Origin of the sequence: Polyangium jinanense (genome assembly GCF_028435265.1) — a bacterium.
GTDB classification, from domain to species: Bacteria; Myxococcota_A; Polyangia; order Polyangiales; family Polyangiaceae; genus Polyangium; species Polyangium jinanense.
The window spans coordinates 170,434-191,956 of sequence record NZ_JAGTJK010000001.1; the positions used below are offsets into that span (position 1 = coordinate 170,434).

Here is a 21,523-nt window from a genome sequence, read left to right on the forward strand (position 1 = left end):
CCTATTCACTCAGATGAATGACCACCGCTGCGCCGACCGCCAAGCGCAAGAGCGGCGAGCGCCAGTCAGCCACGGTCCGCGAAGCGTCGAGCTTCAGGACGAACGTCCGCGACTGTACGTTGAGGTCGAAGAAACCAAGCAAGCCAAGGCGCTCTGACAGGCGCACCCTTCCGTTGATGCGCGCGCCGAACCCGACCGAGAAGCCATCCGCCTGGGTGAGCGCAAGCGGAGATTCCACATCGATACTCAGATGGCTGAAGGTCGCTGCCCCGCAAGCGTCGATGTGCTCGAACGCATAACATGGGAGTGCCGATGCAGCCCACACGGATGCTCGGCCGGGGAGTTCATGATCACCGATCCCCGAGGCGGGCGTGATCAACCCACGCAGCTCTGCGGCGACCGCGAACCGGCGCCAGCGAAGCCCGAGTAAGCCGTTTCCGCCCACAGCGACCCCGGGCAACCCGTGAAGCATCACGGCCGGGCCCAGGGCGGCCTCGACCTTGAACGGTGGCTTGTCCTCGATCGGACGCGGCAACGGCTCCTTCGAGACCACGACCACGGGCTCGTACGCCTCCTCCTCGACCGGGTGGAGCAGCTTCACGATGGCGGACGACGGCTCGAAATCCAGCACCGGGCGCCCGACCTCGAAATCGACCGGCGCGACGAGCCACGGGGGCGGCTCCGACCCTCGCCAAGCGCGCGGGCCGAAGGCGATGGACACGAGCACCGCGACGTCATAGAGGAGCTCGCGGCAGTCCCCCTGGGTGAGCACGCGCCGCCACTCCCCGTTGCTCTCGGGATCCGGCACCGTGATCACGGCATCGAGCTTGTTCCCGTTCGGATGCGTCTCGATCCGCAACGTCGCCCGGGCGTCGTCCCGCACGAGGAGATACCCGAACTCTGCCGCGAGGATGAGGCCAAACTCCTCCGCCGTGGGGCACCCGCGCCCGGGGAGCGCTTGCAAGTCCAGTCGGAACGCGATCTTCGGCGCAGGCTCGGCCGCCGCCGCCCGCGGGAGCGCGAGCGCGAGGAGGGCAGCGGCGAGGGCAGCAGCGCGGTAGGCCATGACGAACCCGAGGGTAGGGGAGAGCGGGCGTGCGGCGCAAGCACCGTCACCCGCGGTATGCGCCGTCCACGCTGGAGTTCGTCCGAGGAAACCGAGATTCAGGAGCAGCGCGCTCGCCTACCTCCCGTCACCGGGACGGCGCATAGATGAGATCGGAGCGCACGGCGTACTTCACGCCGGCCGTGACCTCGGCGCCCTCGTGCAGGAGCAGGTGGTCGAACACGACGACGCTCCCCGGGGCCGGACGCACCGCGAATCGCACGCGATTGTTGAATTTGCGCCCTCGACCCTCCCCGCGGCGGCTCTTCTTGTCCTTCTCCTCGAAGAAACGCGTCGAGCCGCCCTCGAACCCTTCGTTCAAATAAATCATGAGCGACGCGCGCGTCTCCCCCCGCGGCACGGCCGTGCGCACGTCGAGGTGCGGGGAGAAGCGTTGCCCGACCTCGTACCGATAGACCCGAAAGCGATCGTTCAGGCCCACGAGGGGCGAGGCCTCGTGCTCCGTGTCCACGTGGCCGCGAATGCGCGCCCAGAGCCCCTCGGCGAGCCGCTCTGCGTCGAGCACGACGCGCAGGTTGTTGCGGGCCGCGAGGTTCACCCGGTACGTGTCGTTGCCAATGGCGAGCCCCGCGTGCGTGAAGCCGATCGCCTCCGCCGTGGTGATCAATCGCTTGCATTCCTTCGGCGACATCACGCCGTGCAGGAGATACACCCCCGTCTCGACGTCCTCGCGGCGGACCGCGACGGCGCGGTCTTCGTCGAGCAAGACCTCGTCGAGGCGATGCGGCACGGCGCGGAAGGTCTCCTCTCGGCGGAAGGAGATGTGGGTTCGGGATTTCATGGACATCTCCTCGGGCAGCCTGGACGCCTTTGACGGCGTGAGCGCCCGAGTGTATACGATCACGTATGAATTCTCCCATCCTCGAACGCCTCGCCGAGCTTCGTCGACGCCTGACCCGGCTCCGCGACGGTCTTTGACCTCCCCCGGCAGGCCCGGCGCCTCGCCGAACTCGACTTCCTTCTCAGCGAAACCGACCTCTGGCGCGACCGCGAACGTGCGGAAGAGCTCCTCGCGGAGCGAGCACGTCTCGGCGCCCTGAACGATCGGATCACGCACGCCGAGCGCGGGCTCGACGATACGCATACGTTCGTTCTGCTCGCCCTCCACGAAGGCGACGCGGACGCGCTCGCCGCGGCCGAAGCCGATCTCGCAGCCATCGAGGTCGACCTCCGAGACGCGGAGCGCTCGTGCGCGCCCCCCGAACCGGAGGGGTGCATGGGCGCGATCGTGTCCATTCAACCGGGCGCGGGCGGCGTCGACGCCAGGGACTTCGCGGCCATGCTCTTGCGGATGTACCTCCGGTGGGCGGCGCGGCGGGGGCTCCTCGTCGAGGAGCTCCACCGGCAGGAAGGAAATGAAGCGGGGATCGATGGCGCCGCGATCCGGATCCCGGGCGCCGGTGTGTATGGCGCTCTCCGGGGCGAGACCGGCGTCCATCGGCTCGTGCGCGTGAGCCCCTTCGGCAAAGGGGATCGGCGACAGACCTCGTTCGTCGCGGTCGAGGTCCTGCTCGATATCGACGACACGATTCCCGTCGAGATTCGCGATGACGATATCGAGGTGACGACGATGTGCGCCGGCGGGCCCGGCGGACAAAACGTCAACAAGGTCGCGTCGGCGGTCCGGATGCGGCACCTTCCGACGGGGATCGTCATCGTCGCTCGGTCGGAGCGCAGCCAGCATCAAAACCGCGCGAGCGCACTCCGGCTCCTCCGGAGCAAGCTCGTCGAGCTCGAGCTCGAGCGGCGCGAACAGGCTGCGGCCACAAGACGCGGCACTCGGCCGGTCGCTCGATTCGGGCACCAGCGGCGCAGTTATGTCTTTGCGCCGCAGCGACTCGTGCGTGACGAAATCACCGGGGTCGTCAGCCCCCATGTCGAGCGTGTCCTCGACGGAGATCTCGACGCCCTGCTCGAACTTCCCGCGAAAAACTGATCCCACCTCGGCGCGCGCTCGCCTACGCTGAAACGTCTCCTCGGCGAGCCTCCCATGCAAGACCCAGCGCGCAGTGACGTCCCCACCGAACCCACCCCGACCGCCGAATCCGAGGTCATCGCAGACGACGTCCGCCAGCTCCACCGGATGGGTTATGCCCAGGAGCTCCTCCGGCGGATGAGCGGATTCTCCAATTTCGCCGTCTCCTTTTCGATCATCTGCATCCTCGCCGGCGGTCTCACCTCCTATCACCTCGGCCTCTCCGCCGCGGGCGGCGCCTCGATTGGCCTCGGCTGGCCGCTCTCCTGCCTGCTCTCCTTTTGCTTCGCGCTCGCGATGGCCCAGCTCGCCTCGGCGTTCCCGACGGCGGGCGGCCTCTATCATTGGGCCTCCATTCTCGGCGGAAAGGGACTCGGCTGGGCGACGGCCTGGTTCAACCTCGTCGGCCTCGTCACCGTCCTCTCCGCGATCAACGTCGGCGCGTATCTCTTCATCGCGAGCTCGCTCGGCCCCGTCTTCGGCATCGACCCGGAAAAACTCGGCCCGGGCCACCAGCTCGCCGCCATCGTCGTCATCACCGCGACGCAGGCCCTCTTCAATCACCGCGGCATTCGCCTCACCACGCGCCTCACCGATTTCAGCGGGTATCTCATCTTCGTCGTCGCGATTGTCCTCACGGCCTCGATGCTCCTGTTTGCCCCGCGCCTCGACGCGTCGCGGCTCGTCACCTTCACCAATTTCAGCGGCGCGGCCGGCGGCGACGTCTGGCCCGCGACGAACGGCATGACCTGGCTCTTTTTGCTCGGCCTGCTCATGCCGGCGTACACCGTGACCGGATTCGACGCCTCCGCGCATACCGCCGAGGAGACCGTCGGCGCCGCGACGAACGTCCCCCGGGCCATTCTGCGCGCCGTGCTCTACTCGGGGGTTTTTGGGTACCTGATGGTCGCCTCGATCCTCCTCGCCATGCCGAGCGTGGAGGTCGGCGCCTCGAAAGGCCCGGGCGTGTTTTTCTGGGTGATGGGCGAGATCCTCCCGCGTCCTTTGCAGATCGCCCTCTACGTCGGCATCGGCATCGCCCAGTACCTCTGCGGCCTCGCCACCGTCACCAGCGCCTCGCGCATGACGTACGCGTTCGCCCGCGACGGCGGCCTTCCCTTTTCGTATGCCCTTCGCCGCGTGAGCGACGTCCACAGGACGCCCGCCCATGCGATCTGGGTCGTCGCGGCCGTGAGCACGGCGTTCACCATCTACACGCCCGTGTATTCGACGATCACCGCGGTCTGCACGATTTTCCTCTACATCTCCTACGGCATGCCCATCGCGCTCGGCCTCTTCGCCTACGGCCGCACCTGGACCACGATGGGGCCCTTTTCGCTCGGCCCCTGGTATCGCCTCGTCGCGGTGATCTGCGTGCTCGGCTGCGCGCTCCTTCTCGCCATCGGCGTCGCGCCCCCGAACGACAAGGCCTTGCCGATCACGCTCGGCGCGCTTTTCGTCACGATTCTCGTGTGGTTTGGTGGTCTCCGGCGGGTGTTCAAGGGGCCGCCGGCCGCCGGTCCGGCCTGAATTCGTTTCTCAAAAGAACAGGAAGATCACGAAGAACCCGATGAGCAGCACGGTCGCCGCACCCACCGCGACGGCCAGGTAAAACCCCGTCTTGTCGACGTGCTCCACGCGCTGCGCCGGCCGCTGGTGCAGCTCCGTCACCGTCATCTGCTGCTGCCGCGCGCTGAACAGCGGCGGCGCCGTGGCTCCGGGCGGCGGCGCGGTCGGCGGCGGCTCGGTCGGCTCGTCCACGATGTGCGCGCCGGCCATGGGCATCGGCGGCGGCGCGAACACGCCGGACGGCTCGATGTAGACCTGCGTCGGCTCCGAATCGTGCGAGGCTCGCGGCGGCGGGACGTACGCGGCTCTCGGGCGCCGCGTCGATTCCTCCGCGCGTGGCGACGAAGACGACGGCGGGGCCATGAGCAGCGTTCCGAGCGGCCCGGACGAGGGCGCGGGAAAACTCCCCGACGTCGACGACCGCAGCGCAGGCGACGGGGTCGACGGCGCCGATTCCGCCATCACCAGCGTGCCGAGCTGACCCCGCATCGGCAGCTCTTCCAGCACCGGCGCGTGCGCCGCGCCGTTCGTGTTTTCGTCGTGAATCTTCGCCGACGCCGGCACCGACGCCGCGGGCGCGAGCGACGGTTTGCGCCCCGCGGCCGCGAACACCTCGAGCATGTGCGCGACGACCATCGCGCTGCCGATGCGTTTGTCGCGTTCGCGCTCCATGCACCGCGCCACGATTTCTTCGAGCGCCGGGTCCACCGCATTCGTGAGCTGCGAAATCCGCGGCACCGGCCCGCTCGTGATCCGCGCCGTGATGTCGGCGCGCCCGCCCTCGAAAGGACGCTGCCCCGAGAGCATCTCGAAGAGCACCACGCCGAGCGACCAGAGATCGGTCCGCACGTCGAACGACTCCGGCGTGGCGAGCTGCTCCGGGCTCCGGTACGAAGGCGATCCCAGCCCGAGCGTCTCCGCCACGACCGCGGGCACCGCCCGCGCGACCCACAGATCCAAGAGTTTCACCACCGGCTCATTCGTGCCCGGTGTTCCATGCAGGAACACGTTCGCCGGCCGGAGATCGCCGTGCACGAGCCGCGCGGCGTGGGCGATCGACAGCGCCGACGCGATGTCGCGCCCGATCTGCGCGGCGAGCGGCGGCGGCAGCGTGCGCTCGCGCGCGAGCCGGTCGGCGAGCGTCTCGCCCGAGAGCAGCTCCATGGCGACGAACGGCTCGCCGCCGCCCGTCTCGCCCACGTCGTGGATCGTGACCAGCGTGGGGTGCTTGGCGGCTTGCGCCGCGCGCGCCTCCTCGCCGAGCCGCCGCCCGACTTCCTGGTTCGGAATGCTGAGGAGCTTCAGCGCGACATGGCGCGACGCTGTGTGGTCCTCCGCCTCCCAGACGGCCCCGAGCGCGCCCGTCCCGATTTGCCGCACGAGACCGTATCTATCGCCGATGAGTTCGCCGCCGCTCATTGCCCTGCTCGACCCGAATTCATGCCCGATTGCGGAAATCCTTCACGGAAGCGATCGAATGCGCCGCGCCGCCTCTTCCAGCACGGCGTCCTCCTTCGCGAAGCAGAACCGAGAGAGCGTCTCGCCCACCGGATCCCCGTAAAACGAGGTGCCCGGCACGCTCGCGATGCGCAGCTTTTCGAGCAGCAGCATCGCCGCCGCCTTCGCGTTCGGCGCGCCGAGCCGCCGGATGTCGGCGAGCACGTAATACGCGCCCCGCGGCACGTACGGCGTGAGGCCCGCGTCCGCGAGCGCGCTGCAGAGGATATCGCGCTTCTTCTGGTAGCTCTGCCCGATCGACGCGAAGTAATCGTTCGGCATCCCGAGACCTGCCACCATCGCGTGCTGGAGCGGCGTCGGCGCGCAGACGTAGAGCAGATCGTGCGCCACCGTGATCCGCCGCGCGGCGTCGGGCGGCGCCGTCAGGTACCCGCACCGCCAGCCCGTCACCGCGAACGTCTTCGAGAATCCCGAGATCGACACCGTGCGGGCCGCCGCGTTTTTCCGCGTCGCGAGCGGCACGTGCTTCTGCCCGTCGAACACGATGTGCTCGTAGATCTCGTCCGTGATCGCCACGAGGTCGTGCGATGCGATCGCGTCCGCGAGCCAGTCGAGCTCCTCCTCGCTCCACACCTTGCCGCTCGGGTTCGACGGCGTGCACACGACGACGGCGCGTGTTCGCGGCCCGATCGCTCGCGCAAACGCCTCCCGATCGATCTCCCACGACGGCGGCCGCGTCGGCACGAGCACGGGCTGAAGGCCGAGCGCGAGCACCGTGTTCAAGTGGTAGCCGTAATAAGGCTCGAACAGGATCACCTCGTCGCCCGGATCGAGCAGCGCGAGGCACGCCGCCGCGAACGCGCCCGTCGCGCCCGACGTCACCACCACCTCACTCGCCGGATCGACCTCACGCCCGTAGCGCTTCTTCAGATCGGCCGCGATCGCTTGTCGGAGCGGCAGGATCCCTTCGGGCGCGGTGTAGATCGCCACGCTCGCGTCGATCGCGGCGTTCGCCGCGCGGGCCACGGGCGGCGGCGTCGGCAGATCACACACGCCTTGCCCGAGGTTGATCCCGCCCACCGCCTCACACGCGCGGCTCATCGCGCGAATGTCGGAGATGACCAGCGAGCTCAGGCGTTGACCGATCCGCATGGCAGCACCCTACCTCAACACGGACCTAAAAATCCCCTCCGCTGCGCAAGGCGGTGACCACGAAGCCGTCGGCCGCCCCTTGCCTGAACAGCCGGACCATGGCACCCCCGGCGCCGTGCGTCCGTCATCCATCGCCGAGACCCGCTTCGTTCGTGAGGATGATCGCGCCCTCATGGCCGAGGTCTGGTCGCTCGCCTGGCCGGCGATCACGCACATGCTGCTGATCACGCTCGTCTTTCTGGTCGGGCGGCTCATGCTCGGCCGGTACTCGTCGACCGCGCTCGCGGCGATCCAGATCGGCGGCGCCACGAGCTGGACCCTCTACTCCGTTTGCACGGCCTTCTCCGCGGGCACCCTTGCCGTCGTGGCCCGGCGTGTCGGCGCCGGCGACCGCCCGGGCGCGGCCCGTGCCGCCCGCGCCGCGCTCCTCTTTGCGGCCGGGCTCGGCGTCGTCGTCGCGTGTGCCCTGTTTTTCGCGGAAGGCCCCTTCATTCGAACCCTCTTTCCTCGCGCCGGCGCGGCCGTGCATGAACAAGCGGGCGCGTACCTCCGCATCGCATGCTGGGCCATGCCGCTCACGTTCGTCGAGGCGATCGCGGCCGCGTCGTTGCAAGCCTCGGGCGATACGCGTACGCCGCTCGTCGTCGCGGGCGTGGGCAATGTCCTGAACCTCGCGCTCAACGCGCTGCTCATCTTCGGCCTCCTCGGCCTGCCCGAGCTCGGCATTCGTGGGGCCGCCGTCGCGAACGCCGCGACCATGTCCCTCGAAGGCCTCCTGCTCACCTTCGCGCTCTTCCGCCGCACGAGCCCGCTGCCATTGAACAGCGCGAGCTTCGAGGGCGCGGGGGATGCTTTGAGGCGTGTCCTGCGCGTCTCGAGCGCGGCGTTCGGCGAGAAGGCGGCGTATCACCTCGGGTACATGTTTTACGTCGCGATCGTCGCGCTCCTTGGCGAGGTCGCGCTCGCGGCGCAACAGGCGGCGATCAGCATCGAGTCGATCTCGTGGCTCTCGGCGGATGGGTTTGGCATCGCGGCGGGCGCGATCGTGGGCCAGAAGCTCGGGGCAAAGCGGCCCGAGGAGGCGGCGCGGGCGGGCCGGGTCGCGGCAATGCTCGCCGTGTTCTGCTTGACCCTCGTCGGGCTCTCCTTTTTGACCATGGCGCCCTTGCTCGTCTCGGCGTTCACGCCGGACCGGACGATCGTCGAGACGGCCGTCCCGGCGATGCGCGTGGGCGGATTCGCGCAGCCGTTCATGGGGTTCGCGATGGTCACGGCGATGGCGCTGCGCGGCGCGGGCGACACGCGCACGGTGCTCGGCACGATGATCCTCTGCGGCCTGTTCTTGCGGGCCGGCGTGACCTGGCTCTGCGCGATCAAGCTCGACCTCGGCCTCGCCGGCGTTTGGATGGGCAGCACGGCGGACTGGATCTGCAGGGCCGTGCTGCTCGGCTGGGCGTTTGCGCGGGGGCGGTGGAAGAAGGTCGAAGTCTAGGGCCGCTACACGCGACCGACGCAGGCGTTTTCCACACAGCTCTGATCGTTCGAGCAATCGTTCGTCGACACGCATTGCACGCCGCCACCGAGGAGCACTCGATGTTGTCGCCGCAATGGGTCGAGGTGGCCCATTTCTGCGACGCATGCGCGTTCGTGTCGCGTTGCAGAGCCGCCGGCTCAGAGCGCCGCGCGAAACCGCCGCGTGAGCGCGTCCATGAGCACCCGCACGCGGGGCGTCTTGCGCAGGTCGGGGTGGGTGAGGAGCCAGGCGGTTCGTTCGAGCGGCGCGACGCGCTCGCGATAGGCGGGGATCTCCACGAGCTCGGGGTGGAGCGCGGCAATGGCGCGCGGAATGAGCCCGACGCCCACGCCGCCGGCGACGAGCGACACGAGCGCGCTGAACTGCGCGCGGCTGGCATAACGGCTGGCGTGCTCGCGCTCCCATGCGGATTCGGCCGAGGAGCGCTCGCTCAGTGCGCGGACGACCCAGAGCGGTTCGGGCTCGCGCCTCACGGCCTCCGCGGTCCCGAAGACGCCGTACGGAAGTTTGCCGAGCCGAACCCCCCAGCACCCCGTAGGCGGTCGCCGCATGACGCCGATCGCGACGTCGACCTCCCGGTCACGGACGCTCGGCCCCGAATCGCCGAGAATGAGGTTCACGCGCAAGGGGTATTGTGTGGTGATCTCGGCGATCGGGTCCACGAGAAACGGGAGCAAGGCCTCCACGGTCGTGAGGCTGACCTCGCCGACGATTTCCGTGGCCTGGGCGTGCACGTGCCCCGAGACCTCGGCGAGGGCTTTGCGCATGCGGTGGCCGACCTGCGCGAGCATGGCGCCGGTCTCCGTCAACCCGCCGCCGGCCGCGCCACGTTCGAGGCACGGCGAGCCCACGGTGGATTCGAGGATCGCAATGCGTCGGTACACGGTGGAAGCCGACACGCCAAGCTCGCGGGCGGCGCCGCCCACGCCGCCCGCGCGGGCGACGGCCTCCAGATATCGGACGTCTTCCCAGAGAATCGACATATTCACGGCTCGATCTTCGACGGAAAGTCAACCGGATCGGGGCACGCTTGAATGAGGAGCGACGCGCTCGTCGTGCACAGGAACGTCGACGAGTGGTCCTCGTAGCCGAACGTGTACACGTACGGACATTCGTCCTTCACGGCCGGGCTGTAATCGGTGCCCGCCTGCACCCCGAGCGCGGTGCAGCCCGCGCTGTCGTACCGGTAGGGAAAACCATTGTACGTGTGCACCGAGTTGGGGCAGCAATACTTGAGGCAAGCATCGTCCCCGGCGCCGACCTTTTGCGTCACCGTGCAGAGATCACACCCGCCGAGGCACGTATTCGCCTTCCCCGCCTCCGCGTCCGTGCAGCCCGCGGGGCCACACGAGAACCTTCGATTCGCGTGGACCCCCTCGTCGTGACCAAACCCGACCGCGAAATCGGGCGCTCCGTTCCACGTCCACTCGGGCCCGCCGATGTTGCCCGCGTTGAACACCGTGCCCGTCGGAATCCGATTCGACTCCTTGCCATCCGGACACGTCCCGCAGGAGCCAACGATCACCTTCTTGCCGTTGCCGTCGATCATCGTGGGGCACTCCTTGCACCCCGCGGGCGCCGGCGCGAACGCGTCCGAGCCGTCCGGGCATTGCGTGTTCACGTCGAACCGGCACCCCGTCCCGCGGCACCAGAAAATGTTGTTCGGATCCGGCGCGCCGCCCCCGCAGCTCTTCATGCCGACCGCGCTCGCCGTCGTCCACGCGTTGACCGCGCTGATGTCGTAATAGAGCGAGCCCTGGCCGGGATTGTCGTACGTGAACTCGAACGTCGCGTTCTTCGCGGCCTCGCTGCCGACCTCGCAGGCATTGCCGTACGGATTGCACCCCGTCGCGAGCCAGCCCGTCCCGCTCGGGAACCCGGCATCGTTCGGCAGGACGATCTCGTGCTGCTCGCCCGGCTCGAGCTCGAAGAACGGATTGCACGCGCAGGTGCTCCCCTTGCAATACACGAGCCCCGGATCCCCGCCGCCGGCCATGTTCTTCGCGATCTCCGTGCATTGCCCCACGCCCTCGGGATCGCCGCACGCCGCGCCGTTCCACGCGCAATCCGTCGGCCGCGCCCACATCGGCGTGGTCCTCCCATCCATCTTGAACCAGCGCGTCTCACTGCAATTGTTCACGAGCTTGATCCGGCGCACGCTGTCGTCCGCCGGACAGAATGCCGTCCCGGCCTCGTACGCGGGCCCGCGCGAGCCGCTGCCGCCGCTCCCGCCCGCGCCCGCGCTGCCGCCCGAGCCCGGGCCCGCCGCGTCGCCGCCCGAACCACCCGAGCCCGCGGATCCCCCGGATCCCGTCGCATTCGCGCCCGGGCCGTCTCCCGAGCAGCCCCAGCAAACGAGCGCCACCGCCGCCGCCGCGGCCCAGCCGATGTTCCACGCAAGCCGGTTCGTCATGGCAGGGAGCCTATCATCGCCCGCCCCTCCCGTGGTATATGCCCCGCCATGGCACAGGTCCACGGCGGCAGGCTCGTATCGAAGGCGCTCGCGCGGCACGGGGTCACGCACCTCTTCACGCTCTGCGGCGGGCACATCCAGGCCATTTACGATGGGTGTCTCGACGACGGCATCCGCGTCGTCGACGTCCGGCACGAGCAGACCGCGGGGCACGCGGCCGACGCCTGGGCCCGCGTCACGGGCAAGCCCGGCGTCTGCGCGGTCACAGCCGGCCCTGGCGTCACCGACACCGTCACCGCGGTCGCCAATGCCCAGCGCGCCGGCATCCCCATGATCGTGATCGGCGGCGCCGGCCCGCGCCTGCTCGCCGACATGGGCTCGCTCCAGGACATGAACCACGTCGAGCTCATGCGCCCGGTCACGAAGTGGAGCGTCTCCGTCCCCTCCACCGACCGCATCCAGGAGTACATCGACGCCGCCTTCCGCATCGCGCAGGGCAACGTCCCCGGCCCGGTCTTCCTGGAGATGCCGCTCGATCTCCTCATGAACTTCGGCGACGACGCCCCGCCCGCCACGGTTCCTTTCGACGAACCCCCGCGCCCCGCCGGCAATCCGCACGCGATCGCCCGCGCCGCGGCCATGCTGCGCGAGGCCGAGCGGCCCATGTTCATCGTGGGCACGCAGCTCCGCTGGTCGCCGCGCAAGGAGATCCTGCGCGCGTTCGCCGACGCCATCGACGCCCCGTATTTCCTGAACGGCATGGCCCGCGGCGGCCTGCCGCATGCGCACCCGAACTTCTTCGCCCGGTCGCGCCGCGTCGCGCTCGGACAAACCGACCTCTGCGTCGTCCTCGGCACGCCCTTCGATTTCCGCCTCGAATACGGCCGCGCCATCAACCCGGGCGCGCGCGTCATCCAGATCGACCTCGACGGCAACGAGATCGGCCGCAATCGCAAGGTCGACGTCGCGATTCACGGCGACAGCGGCCTCGTCCTCGAGCAGCTCCTCGCCGAGGTGAAAGAGAAGCGCGCGCCCGGCTGGATCGCGGCGATGCGCGCGGCCGAGGACAAGTCGCGGGCCAAGATGCAGCCCGAGATCGACGCCACGACCGACCCGCCGAACCCGCTGCGCGTCTGCGACGAAATCGGAAAACGCCTCGGCAAGGAGGACATCGTCATCGGCGACGGCGGCGATTTCGTGGCCACGGCGGCGAACGTGATCAAGCTCGAATGGCCGCAGCTCTGGATGGATCCGGGCCCGCTCGGCACGCTCGGCGTCGGCCCCGGGTATGCGATGGCCGCGAAGCTCGCCCGTCCCGGCGCGCGCGTCGTGCTCATTTACGGCGACGGCTCGTTCGGCTTCAACGCGGCCGAGTTCGAGGCGCTCGCGCGGCAGGGCATTCCGGTGGTCAGCATCATCGGCAACGACGCCGCGTGGATGCAGATTCGCCGCGGCCAGGTCGATCTTTACGGCGCGGATCGCTCGCCGGCCACGGCGCTCGAATATACGCGTTATGAAAAGGTCGTCGAGGCGCTCGGCGGCGTGGGGTATTGGGTCGAGAAGATGGCCGACCTCGGCCCGGCCCTCGACGCCGCATTCGCGGCCGACAAACCGTCTTGCGTGAACGTCAAGATCGCCACCAGCGAGTTCCGCAAGGGCGCGATCAGCGTATAGCGGGGCGGGACGTGGAGCTCCGCTTCTGCAACCCCGAGCTCACGAGCCTGGACGATCTCGACACCGAGATCCTCGCGTGCAGCGTGTGGGCGGACGCGCGCCCGGTGCATGGCGCCTTTGGCCTCTGCGATTGGCGCATGGCTGGGCACCTGTCCGGGCTTTTGCGTAGTGGCTTTTTGACGGGCAAGCTCGGCGAGGTCCTGATGGTCCCGGGCAAACCGCGCCTCACGTTCGACAAGCTCCTGTTTTTCGGGGCGGGTCCGCGCGAGGGATTCGGCGAGGAGGCCTTCCGCCGCGTCGTTCAGCACATGCTCGACGTGATGGAGGGCCTCGCCGCGCGTGTTGCGGTCGTCGAATTGCCGGGCCGCCCGGACGGCCTGATCCCGGCCGAACGAGCGGCCGACATCCTGCTCGCGAGCGCCGGCCGCAAGCGCGAGCACGACGTCTGGACGCTCGTCGAGGGCGCCGACGGCAAGCAGCGCATCACGCAACACATGATCGAGGAGCGGAGGCGGGTGCGGCGGGTGCTCTAGCGGTTCAAGGCAGGACCTGACAAACCCCTTTCCGCTCCGTATTGCAGATCCGCCCGTCGACCTTCGGCGCGAGCGGCTTGTTCTCTTTCTTCAGCGCAGCGAGCCTGTCGAGCACGACCTGCTTGATGTCCGGCCCCTTGGCGATCACCTTCGCCGAGCCCAGCATCGAGTAGCCGTCCTTTTTCCCCTTCGGGTCGACCATATAATCGATCGTGACCGCGTAGAGCACGTCCTTTGGCCCGATCTTTTTGGGTTTGGCGCCGAGCAAGGTCAACTTCGACGCCGTCTTCGCCGTGGTATCGTGCTCGAAGGCGAACCCGGCGATTTGCAGGAAATGCCCCTCGCCCGTCCAGTTCTCGATGCTGTGGTTCACGACCTTCTGCAAGGTCTCCCCGTTGATCTCGATGAGGTGGAGGATCGCCGGATACGCGAAGAGCTCCTCGATGTTGCGCGTCGTGATCGGCTCGCCTTTCGGCAGGTTCAGGTTGATCCGCAAGGTCCCGCTGTTGATGAAGGCGATCTGCGGGCGTTTCTTCTCCTTGGGGAACGCGGCGAGCGCCTGATCGAGGATCCAGTTCCCGAGGTTCGTCTCGAAGCGGCGAATTTCGAGCTCCTCGGCGATGAGATCCTCGCCCGCCGCGCCGAGCACCTCGGAGAGGCAGCCCGAGCCCGCGGGCAAGTTGCGCGTCTTCGCGCAGAAATCGTCCTCGTGTTTCTTGAGCGTGCCGTCGACCCACGCCTTCATCTCGGGATCCTCGGGCACGGCCGCGCCTTCGAGCGGGACCCATTCGTGGGAGATCCGAAGGTTGCCACTCGAACGATCGATCGTGAGCACGTTCGCGCTCACCGCGTCCGCGTCGGCCTTGTAGACCACGCGCTCGCCCGCCGCGGCTTTTTGCTTTTGATGCTCGTGCCCGCCGAGGATCACGTCCGGCCCCTCGGCGCCGAGTTTTTCGAGCAGCCCCCGATCCGTCGTCATGGACAGGTGCGTCAGCGCCACGACCACGTCCGCGCCCTCTTTGCGCAGCGCGGCCGTCTGCACACGCGCGGCCTCGGCCGGGTCGTGAATCGCCGCGATGTACGGCTGATCCGCGCCAATCGTCACGCCGAACAGGCCGAGCTTCAGCGGGCCGCAGGGCACGATCGTACGCGGCAGGACTTTTCCTTCGGGCAGGTTCACCGCGGATTTGCCCGCGTCGTCGACCTTGAAATGCACGTTCGCCGAGAGCCAGCGGAACTCCGACTCCGCGACCCGCGACGAGATCACGGCCGGGTCGTCCTTGTCGAACTCGTGATTGCCGAACGCCGCGAAGAGCCGGGCGTCCTGCCCGGGGCCGCCATCGAGCCGGCTCACGGCTTCGATCATCTGCCGGCCCTTGTACATCTGGCTGATCAGCGACGGGAACAGCATGTCGCCCGCGTGCAGCACCACGAGGTCCGGATACTTCTTTTCGAGCTCCTTGCGGATCGTCCGGACCCGCGCCATGCCGCCTTTGCCGCCGGGGAGCGGCTCGATCCGATACGTGTCGTTGATCGAGAGCACCGCACACCCCGTCTTCGGCGCCGGCGGCGTCGTGGCCGTCGTCGTCTCCGTCGTCGGGGTGGTCTTGACGGGTTCGTCCGGGCCTTTCGCGGGCGTCTCGGTCGCGGGCGCGCCGCAGCCTGAGGCGAGGGCGAGGGCCATGAGCAGGGCAGGGGCGTGCGTCCGGGCGCGATCACGAATCCGAGGCGTCATCGTTCGAGCGTACACGCCTCCCCACGCCAAAATCCAGCCGCCGGAATCCCGCGCGACATCGTCTGTTGACTTTGAATTTCAAGAACGTTACAGGGCATCGACTCCCAGAGAACCGCATGCGCCCCCGCACCCTGCTCGGCTCGTTTTTCCTGCTCGCCTGCGCGACCGAAGCCTTCGCCGACGAGGCCAAACCCGCGCCCCCCATTCCTGACGCCCCGCCAAACGAGGCGCCCGCGAAGGCGGAGCCGAGCCCCGAAGACGCCTCCGCAAAGCCCAAGAAAGGCGAGGCCGCCGAGGCGCAGGCAGCGCCGCCGCCGGTGATCGAGGTGAGCGTGATCGGCCGGAGCGACGACGCGCTCCAGAAGGTGCCGGGCTCGGGCACGTTGATCGGCGCGAAGGAGATCCGCCGCTCGATGCCCGCCGAAACGGGCGAGATCCTGCGGCGCGTGCCGGGCCTCGTGGTGCGGCCCGAGGAGGGCCTCGGCCTGCGGCTCAACGTCGGCATGCGCGGCCTCGATCCGACGCGCAGCCGTCAGGTGCTCATCCTCGAAGACGGCATGCCCGTCGCGATCAACCCTTACGGCGAGCCGGATCTCTACTACTCGACGCCCGTCGAGCGCATCCGCGCGGTCGAGGTCGTGAAGGGCTCGGGCAGCATTTTGTTCGGACCTCAAACCATTGGCGGCGTCGTCAACTTCCTCACGGCGCTGCCCCCGGACAAACCCGAGTGGTCGCTCGAAGCGCAGGCCGGTCAGCGCAACTACTACAAGCTCTCCGGCCTCTACGGCGGCACGGCGGGCGACGCACGGTACGTCCTGCAGTTCACGAGGAAGCAAGGCGACGGCTTCCGCAACATCGAGTTCCACGCCACGGACTTCATGGGCAAGATCGCGTTCCCGACCTCGGCGCGCGGCGAAGCCACGTTCAAGATCGCGGTGTACGACGAGTTCTCGCGCTCGACGTACGTGGGCCTGACGCGGCGCATGTTCGAGCTCGACCCGCGAACCCCCTCGATCGCGCCGCACGACGGGTTCAACGTGCGCCGCTACGACGCCTCGCTCACCCATGAATACCGTTTTTCCGAGGCGACGCGGCTGCGCACGTTCATCTACGGCTACATCACGGATCGCGACTGGCGCCGGCAGAACTACGACCGTGATGCGAAGCCCGACGTCACGTACGAGCGAATCGTTGGGGATCCGTCGGTCTCGGGCGCCGCGGTCTTCTTCCGCAATACCTCGATGGTCCGGGACCGCGATTACCAGGTCCTCGGCATCGAGCCGCGTGTCGAGCACCGCTTCGAGACGGGCCGGGTGCGCCACACGCTCACGGCCGGCGCGCGCGCGCACGTCGAGACCGCCGACCGAAAGCAATTCCAGGGCGACATCGTGGATACGGCGGCCGGGAACCTCCAGGACCGGGAGCACCACCGCACGTTCGCGATCGCCGCCTATGCCCAGGACCGCCTCGCGTTCCGGGACGATTTGCTGGTGACGCCCGGCGTCCGCGTCGAATACGCGGCGAACCTGCGCAGCGTGGATCGAACGGCGGAGACCGGCACATCGCGGGACGTGACGAACCGCGGCACGAGCGATTCGCTGGCGGTGATGCCCGGCATCGGAATGGTGTACGGCACGCCGAAGCTGAACTTTTTCGGGGGCGTGCACGTCGGGTATGCGCCGCCGCGCGTGTCGGCCGCGATTTCGCCGGGCGGCCAGGACGCCCAGCTCGACGCCGAGGAGAGCACGAACTACGAAATCGGCATGCGGCTCGCGCGCCCGAAATGGATTCGCGCCGAGGTCACGGGGTTCATCATGAGCTTCCGCAACCAGATCGTGACCGGCACGGAGGCGAGCGGGCAGCAGAGCGAGCTCGCGAATGGCGGACGAACCCTGCACCGAGGCGCCGAAGCGCAAGTCACGCTCGGCATCGGCCAGGCGCTTTCCCTGCCGCTCGCAATCGATGTGACCGGACGATATACCTTTTCCGTCTCGACGTTCCGCGGCGGTCCGTTCGACGGCAATCGCCTGCCATATGCGCCGCTCCACACGGCGAGCGCGACGCTCGACGTCGAGCACCGGATCGGGCTCGGGGCGCAGGTCGCCTGGAGCTACCTGAGCGACCAGTTCGCCGACGAATACAACACGGTGCTCGTGGACCCGACGGGGCGCCTCGGCGTCGTGCCGGGGTATCACCTCGTCGACGTGGCGTTGCGCTACCGCCACGCGAAGACGGGGCTCGGCGCGCTCCTCACGGTGAAGAACGCGCTCGATCAGGTGTTCGTGGCGACGAGGTTGCCCGACGGCATTCAAACGGGGGGATTCCGTCAAGTCAACGTCGGGCTGCGGTGGGACCACCGCTAGCGAGGTGCCGATAAACTTGCTGCGCGCCTCGAATCGTCGGTCGGGCTCCTCGGAATACTGGAGTATTCCTGCGTCGCCCTTCCTAGCTTCGATGCGCTCGCTGCGTTTCTCGGCACCTCGCTATGAATCTCTTACTTCGGAATCGGCGGGATCGGGGTCGTGCCGACCGTGGTGCCGGCCTCGGCGCTCCATTGCCAGTTGTCGATGATGGCCGTCGAGTCGAGGACGCCGTCGCCCGAGTCGTAGGCGCCCCAGCGAATCCGAATGGTGCTGCCCGGCGTGACGGGCGCCTGCGTCTTCAGCCAGCTCGTGGCCGCGTGCGACTCGAATCCAGTGCCGTCGAGCTCCGCCGTGCCGAGCGGGCAGTCGAAACTCTTGCCGCCTGCCGTGCAGGGCGGGCCAGCCGAGCAGCCGCACACGTTCATGAAGGCGTTGTTCACGCTGATGGGGTTGCCCTGCATGTCGAACGAGATCTGCCCGTCCGGTTGGCCCGCCGGGATCGGCGAGAGGATCGCCACGAAGAAGTCGTTGTACTTGCTGCAGATGTAGCCCGGCCACTCGTACGTGTAGAAGTTGAAGTCGAACGAGAAGCCCTTCGCATTCTGCGGCACGCGAATCTCGAGTTCGACCGCCGTGGCGTCGTACGGCGTGCCCGTGACGACACCCGGGCACGCCGGCGACTCCTTCGGGAAACCCTGCGGATGGCCGCTGTTGTACCCCTTGCTGAAGCCGCTCGGGCTCTGATAGCCCCCGTCCGTCGGCTGACGCGCCGCGCCGCTGGAGACGCTGAAGATCTTGCCGCCCGCCCGCGGCTTGACATTCGGGCCGAAGCCGCTCAGGACGCCGTGGCCGAGGTGATAGTTCGCGCTGCCGTTCGCCGGCGAGCCGTCGGCCATGACCCATTGCGCGCTGACGACGCCCCAATCGGTCCCGCCCGGCGTGGCGATCTTGCAGAGCTCCACGGCGCGCGCCGCGTCGAGCGGATCCTGCGTGTCGACCGCGATCGCCCCGTCGCAGGTCTCGACCGCCTCGTCGATCGCCATGTTGCAGTTCTCGTCCGAGGGCTTGTAGTCGGGGTTCATCGCGTCGCCTACGACCTCGACCGAGTTCGGGCTGACGTTCACGTCGCAATCGTTGCAGTCGCCCGTCGCCTCGCTGAACCCGTCGCCGTCGTCGTCCACGTTGACGTCCGTATCGCAGAGGTTCTCGCCGGCGCCGCTGCCGCCCGCGCCGGGGCCGACGAACGAGCCGCCGACGCCGTCGGGGTTCGAGCCGCCGTTGCCGCCCGGCGTGGCGCCCGCGCCGCCCTCCCCGGACCAATCCTCGCCGCCGGAACCACCGTCACCAAAGACGTTGCGGCCACCCGTGGCTGTGCATGCGGCGCCCAGCACGGTGCTGCCTGCAAGGCCCACGAGCCCGATCCACTTCACCAAGTTCCGCATGGCCACTCCTTGAAAAGCTGATCCGCGTCGAGGCCTCCGGCCCCGACAAACCTGGGGGCCGTGCGGCCGCGAGCAGTCTACAGGCAAGGCGTGTCCTTCGTGCAGCAAGAAATCGGCGAGGGGACGTACGAAAATCGAGGACCCGTCGTCCGGGGCGAAACCCCGGACGCCCATTGGTCGGCTCCTCCCGTCCCGCAGCTAACGGGCCCGCCCGGTTTCCGCCATCGCGCGCCAGAACCGCTCGAGCCGGTGCTCGATCGCGCCGAAGACCGTGCCCGCAGGGTAATGACCGGTGTCGTCCGCGATACCTGCGGGCGAGCCTGTGAGCAGCTCGATACCTTCTTCGACCGCAGAAACCACGTGAACGTGGAATTGTTTACGCTCGATAGCCTCGACCACGTCGCTGCGCAACATCAACGCATGCTGATTCGTGGCCGGGATCAGGACGCCCTGGTGGCCGGTCAGGCCTTTGGCCGCACAGAGATCGTAGAATGCCTCGATTTTTTCATTGAGACCACCCACGGGCAGGACGCCGCCCTGCTGATCGACGCTGCCCGTCACCGCGAGGTCTTGCCGCAGTGCATAACCAGAGAGCGACGAGAGCAGCGCGTAAAGCTCGGGCGACGAGGCGCTGTCGCCGTCGATCGGCTCGTACGTCTGCTCGAAGACGAGCGAGGCGCCGAACGAGAGGGGGCGGATCTGCGCGAACCGGAGCGACAAGAAGCCCGACAAAACGAGCACGCCCTTCGCATGGATGGGCCCGCTCATTTCAACCTCGCGCGCGATGTTCACCGGCCCCTCGGTCCCCGGATACACGACGGCCGTGACGCGGCACGGCCGGCCAAACGTGACCGGTCCGTCGCTCAAGACCGAGATCGCGTTCACCTGGCCGACGCGCCGGCCCGTGACGTCGATGCGGATCGTGCCGTCGGCGAGCAGCTCGTGCACCTGGTCGCGGAAATGATCACTCCGCCGCCGCGCCGCCGCGAGCGCACCCACGATCTCGCCGCCGTCGACGACACGTTTGCCCTTGCTTGTGGCGCGGTAGCTCGCCTCCGTAGCGACCTCCGCCAGGAGGCCGAGCTGCGCGGTGACCTTGCGCTGGCTCTCGGCGAGGCGGCCGCCGTAGAAGAAGAGCTCCGCCACGGCGTCGGCCGTGAGCGGCAAGAGGCGCCGCTCGCGCACGATGTCCGCGAGGAACGAGGGGTAGGTCGCGAGCGCCGCGCCGAGCGGCATCGTGCCCTCGAAGCGCGCCTGCACCTTGAAGAGCTGCGAGAACTCGGGGTCGGCCTCGTGTAGGTCCTGGTAGAGGTCGGGGCTCGCGATGAGCACGACCTTCAAGTCGAGCTGCATCGGCGGGAACATGAGCTCCTCGCTCGTGCCGCGGTAATACGTGGGGTTGTGCTCGGGCACGATGAACTTGCTCGCGAGCAAGCACGCCTTGAGCTGCTCGTAGAGCGCCTCGTTCTTGAGCAGCGCGTTCGCCGGCAGGATCAAAAATCCCCCGTTCGCGAGGTGCAGCGCGCCCGCCACGGCGAACCCCGGCTCCGGCGGCGTGCCCGTGTCGGGCGGCGCGTAGCTCCGGCCGAACAGCGCCGACAAGGTCGGATACGGGACCTCCACGACCGGCGCGCCCGACCCCGGCTTGTGCTCGGTGAGCAGCGTGGGCACCACGATGCCCTGCACGAGCACGGGCTGTTCGTCGTTGCCAGGTTCGTCCACGAGCAGGCGCGTCTCGCGCGTGACGAGCGTCTCGACGTCGCCGAGGAACGCGAGTAGCTCCTCGCGGCCCTCGAAGCGCGCGCGCACCGGCGAGAAGCACGCCTTCACCGCGTCGCCGAGGAGCTGCTTCGTCGTCGCGCGGAGCTCCGAATCGGCCTCGTCCTGCACCTCGGCGAGCCGCTCCTCGAAGGCCTCGATCGCCGTCGTGATCTCCCGGATCGACTCGCTCGGCGGGCTCTCGTCGACGAGCGGCGTGACCTGGAACTCGCGCCCCGCGCGCACCACGTCGAGCCCGAGCCCCTTCGCATGCGTGCGGAGCTCCTCTTCGAGCCGCGACTCCTCCGCCTCCACGCGCCGCTGCCCGCGCGCGCGCGCCTGCTTCCACCGCTCGCCTTCCGTCGCGCCGTGGATCGACTCCAGAAGCTTCGCGTAGAGCTCCTCCATCGCCTCCGTGAACGGACGGCCTTCGCCCGCGGGCAAGGTCAGCACCGTCGGCTCGCTCGGCCTTCGCGGGTTCGGCAGGAGCAACATGTCGTCGGGCGTGGGGAGCGTCGCGGCGAGCCGCCGGGCGACCTGACGCGCGCAGAACGTCCGTCCCGAACCGGAGGGACCAACGACGACCACGTGAAACCGGGAGTGGCGGATATCCAGCCCGAACGAAAGCGCCGCGAGGGCGCGCTCCTGGGCCGCGATGCCCGAGACGGGCTCCACCTCTTCGGTCGTATGGAATGACAGCTCCGCGGGCTCGATGCGCTTGAGGCACTCCGCTGCGGTAAGCTCACGTGCGGGCATATCGCCGAAAGATACCACCCGACCCCGCACCCCGC

Annotated in this window: 15 protein-coding genes and 1 pseudogene; 7 read left to right on the forward strand and 9 right to left on the reverse strand. The window is 68.6% G+C overall.

What is annotated here, in order from left to right; genetic code table 11:
• Nucleotide 1: 1 nt before the first annotated feature.
• Both KEG38_RS00750 and KEG38_RS55350 read right to left on the reverse strand, forming a co-directional pair.
• On the reverse strand, nucleotides 2-1,066 hold the full coding sequence (locus KEG38_RS00750; RefSeq protein WP_272417018.1) for a hypothetical protein: 1,065 nt from the start codon (nucleotides 1,064-1,066) through the stop codon (nucleotides 2-4).
• A 127-nt stretch (nucleotides 1,067-1,193) separates the two neighbouring features.
• Nucleotides 1,194-2,210, reverse strand: a complete 1,017-nt coding sequence (locus tag KEG38_RS55350; protein WP_308215617.1) for a 2OG-Fe(II) oxygenase — start codon at nucleotides 2,208-2,210, stop codon at nucleotides 1,194-1,196.
• On the opposite strand from KEG38_RS55350, the pseudogene KEG38_RS00760 reads away from it, so the two are divergent.
• From KEG38_RS00760 to KEG38_RS00770, 3 genes and pseudogenes are all read left to right on the forward strand, one after another.
• Nucleotides 2,121-2,567 (forward strand): annotated as a pseudogene (locus KEG38_RS00760) (PCRF domain-containing protein); the annotation flags it as partial. The gene KEG38_RS55350 and the pseudogene KEG38_RS00760 sit on opposite strands and share 90 nt — an antisense overlap.
• 9 nt (nucleotides 2,568-2,576) lie before the next feature.
• Nucleotides 2,577-3,062, forward strand: a complete 486-nt coding sequence (locus tag KEG38_RS00765) for a peptide chain release factor-like protein (protein WP_272417715.1) — start codon at nucleotides 2,577-2,579, stop codon at nucleotides 3,060-3,062.
• 54 nt (nucleotides 3,063-3,116) lie between these two features.
• Entirely contained in the window at nucleotides 3,117-4,631 is a 1,515-nt protein-coding gene (locus tag KEG38_RS00770; RefSeq protein ID WP_272417019.1) for an amino acid permease, read from the forward strand.
• Between the two features lie 9 nt (nucleotides 4,632-4,640).
• Here KEG38_RS00770 and KEG38_RS00775 read toward each other — a convergent pair whose 3' ends face one another.
• Nucleotides 4,641-6,089, reverse strand: a complete 1,449-nt coding sequence (locus KEG38_RS00775) for a serine/threonine-protein kinase (protein WP_272417020.1) — start codon at nucleotides 6,087-6,089, stop codon at nucleotides 4,641-4,643.
• 42 nt (nucleotides 6,090-6,131) lie between these two features.
• Complete coding sequence (locus KEG38_RS00780) at nucleotides 6,132-7,280, reverse strand: pyridoxal phosphate-dependent aminotransferase (RefSeq protein WP_272417021.1); 1,149 nt, start codon at nucleotides 7,278-7,280, stop codon at nucleotides 6,132-6,134.
• A gap of 115 nt (nucleotides 7,281-7,395) precedes the next feature.
• On the opposite strand from KEG38_RS00780, the gene KEG38_RS00785 reads away from it, so the two are divergent.
• Nucleotides 7,396-8,772: an MATE family efflux transporter gene (locus KEG38_RS00785; protein ID WP_272417022.1), complete on the forward strand. Its 1,377-nt coding sequence runs from the start codon at nucleotides 7,396-7,398 to the stop codon at nucleotides 8,770-8,772.
• Nucleotides 8,773-8,951: 179 nt separating this feature from the next.
• Here KEG38_RS00785 and KEG38_RS00790 read toward each other — a convergent pair whose 3' ends face one another.
• Nucleotides 8,952-9,797: a LysR family transcriptional regulator gene (locus KEG38_RS00790; RefSeq protein ID WP_272417716.1), complete on the reverse strand. Its 846-nt coding sequence runs from the start codon at nucleotides 9,795-9,797 to the stop codon at nucleotides 8,952-8,954.
• 2 nt (nucleotides 9,798-9,799) lie between these two features.
• Nucleotides 9,800-11,227, reverse strand: coding sequence for a hypothetical protein (locus KEG38_RS00795; RefSeq protein ID WP_272417023.1), 1,428 nt, complete (start codon nucleotides 11,225-11,227; stop codon nucleotides 9,800-9,802).
• Between the two features lie 48 nt (nucleotides 11,228-11,275).
• Here KEG38_RS00795 and KEG38_RS00800 point away from each other — a divergent pair, with 48 nt between their 5' ends.
• Complete coding sequence (locus tag KEG38_RS00800; RefSeq protein WP_272417024.1) at nucleotides 11,276-12,901, forward strand: thiamine pyrophosphate-binding protein; 1,626 nt, start codon at nucleotides 11,276-11,278, stop codon at nucleotides 12,899-12,901.
• An 11-nt stretch (nucleotides 12,902-12,912) separates the two neighbouring features.
• Entirely contained in the window at nucleotides 12,913-13,434 is a 522-nt protein-coding gene (locus tag KEG38_RS00805; protein ID WP_272417025.1) for a M17 family peptidase N-terminal domain-containing protein, read from the forward strand.
• A 4-nt stretch (nucleotides 13,435-13,438) separates the two neighbouring features.
• On the opposite strand, the gene KEG38_RS00810 is transcribed toward KEG38_RS00805, so the two are convergent.
• Entirely contained in the window at nucleotides 13,439-15,169 is a 1,731-nt protein-coding gene (locus KEG38_RS00810) for a bifunctional metallophosphatase/5'-nucleotidase (protein WP_272417026.1), read from the reverse strand.
• 116 nt (nucleotides 15,170-15,285) lie between these two features.
• Between KEG38_RS00810 and KEG38_RS00815 the strand changes: the two genes are divergently transcribed.
• Nucleotides 15,286-17,532, forward strand: coding sequence for a TonB-dependent receptor family protein (locus KEG38_RS00815; protein WP_272417027.1), 2,247 nt, complete (start codon nucleotides 15,286-15,288; stop codon nucleotides 17,530-17,532).
• A 131-nt stretch (nucleotides 17,533-17,663) separates the two neighbouring features.
• Here KEG38_RS00815 and KEG38_RS00820 read toward each other — a convergent pair whose 3' ends face one another.
• A complete protein-coding gene (locus KEG38_RS00820) occupies nucleotides 17,664-18,974 on the reverse strand; it encodes a choice-of-anchor L domain-containing protein (protein ID WP_272417028.1) in 1,311 nt (436 codons plus the stop codon).
• Nucleotides 18,975-19,172: 198 nt separating this feature from the next.
• Nucleotides 19,173-21,488 carry an AAA family ATPase gene (locus tag KEG38_RS00825; protein WP_272417029.1) on the reverse strand — a complete coding sequence of 772 codons (2,316 nt, stop codon included), beginning with the start codon at nucleotides 21,486-21,488 and terminating at the stop codon, nucleotides 19,173-19,175.
• Between the last annotated feature and the right edge of the window lie 35 nt (nucleotides 21,489-21,523).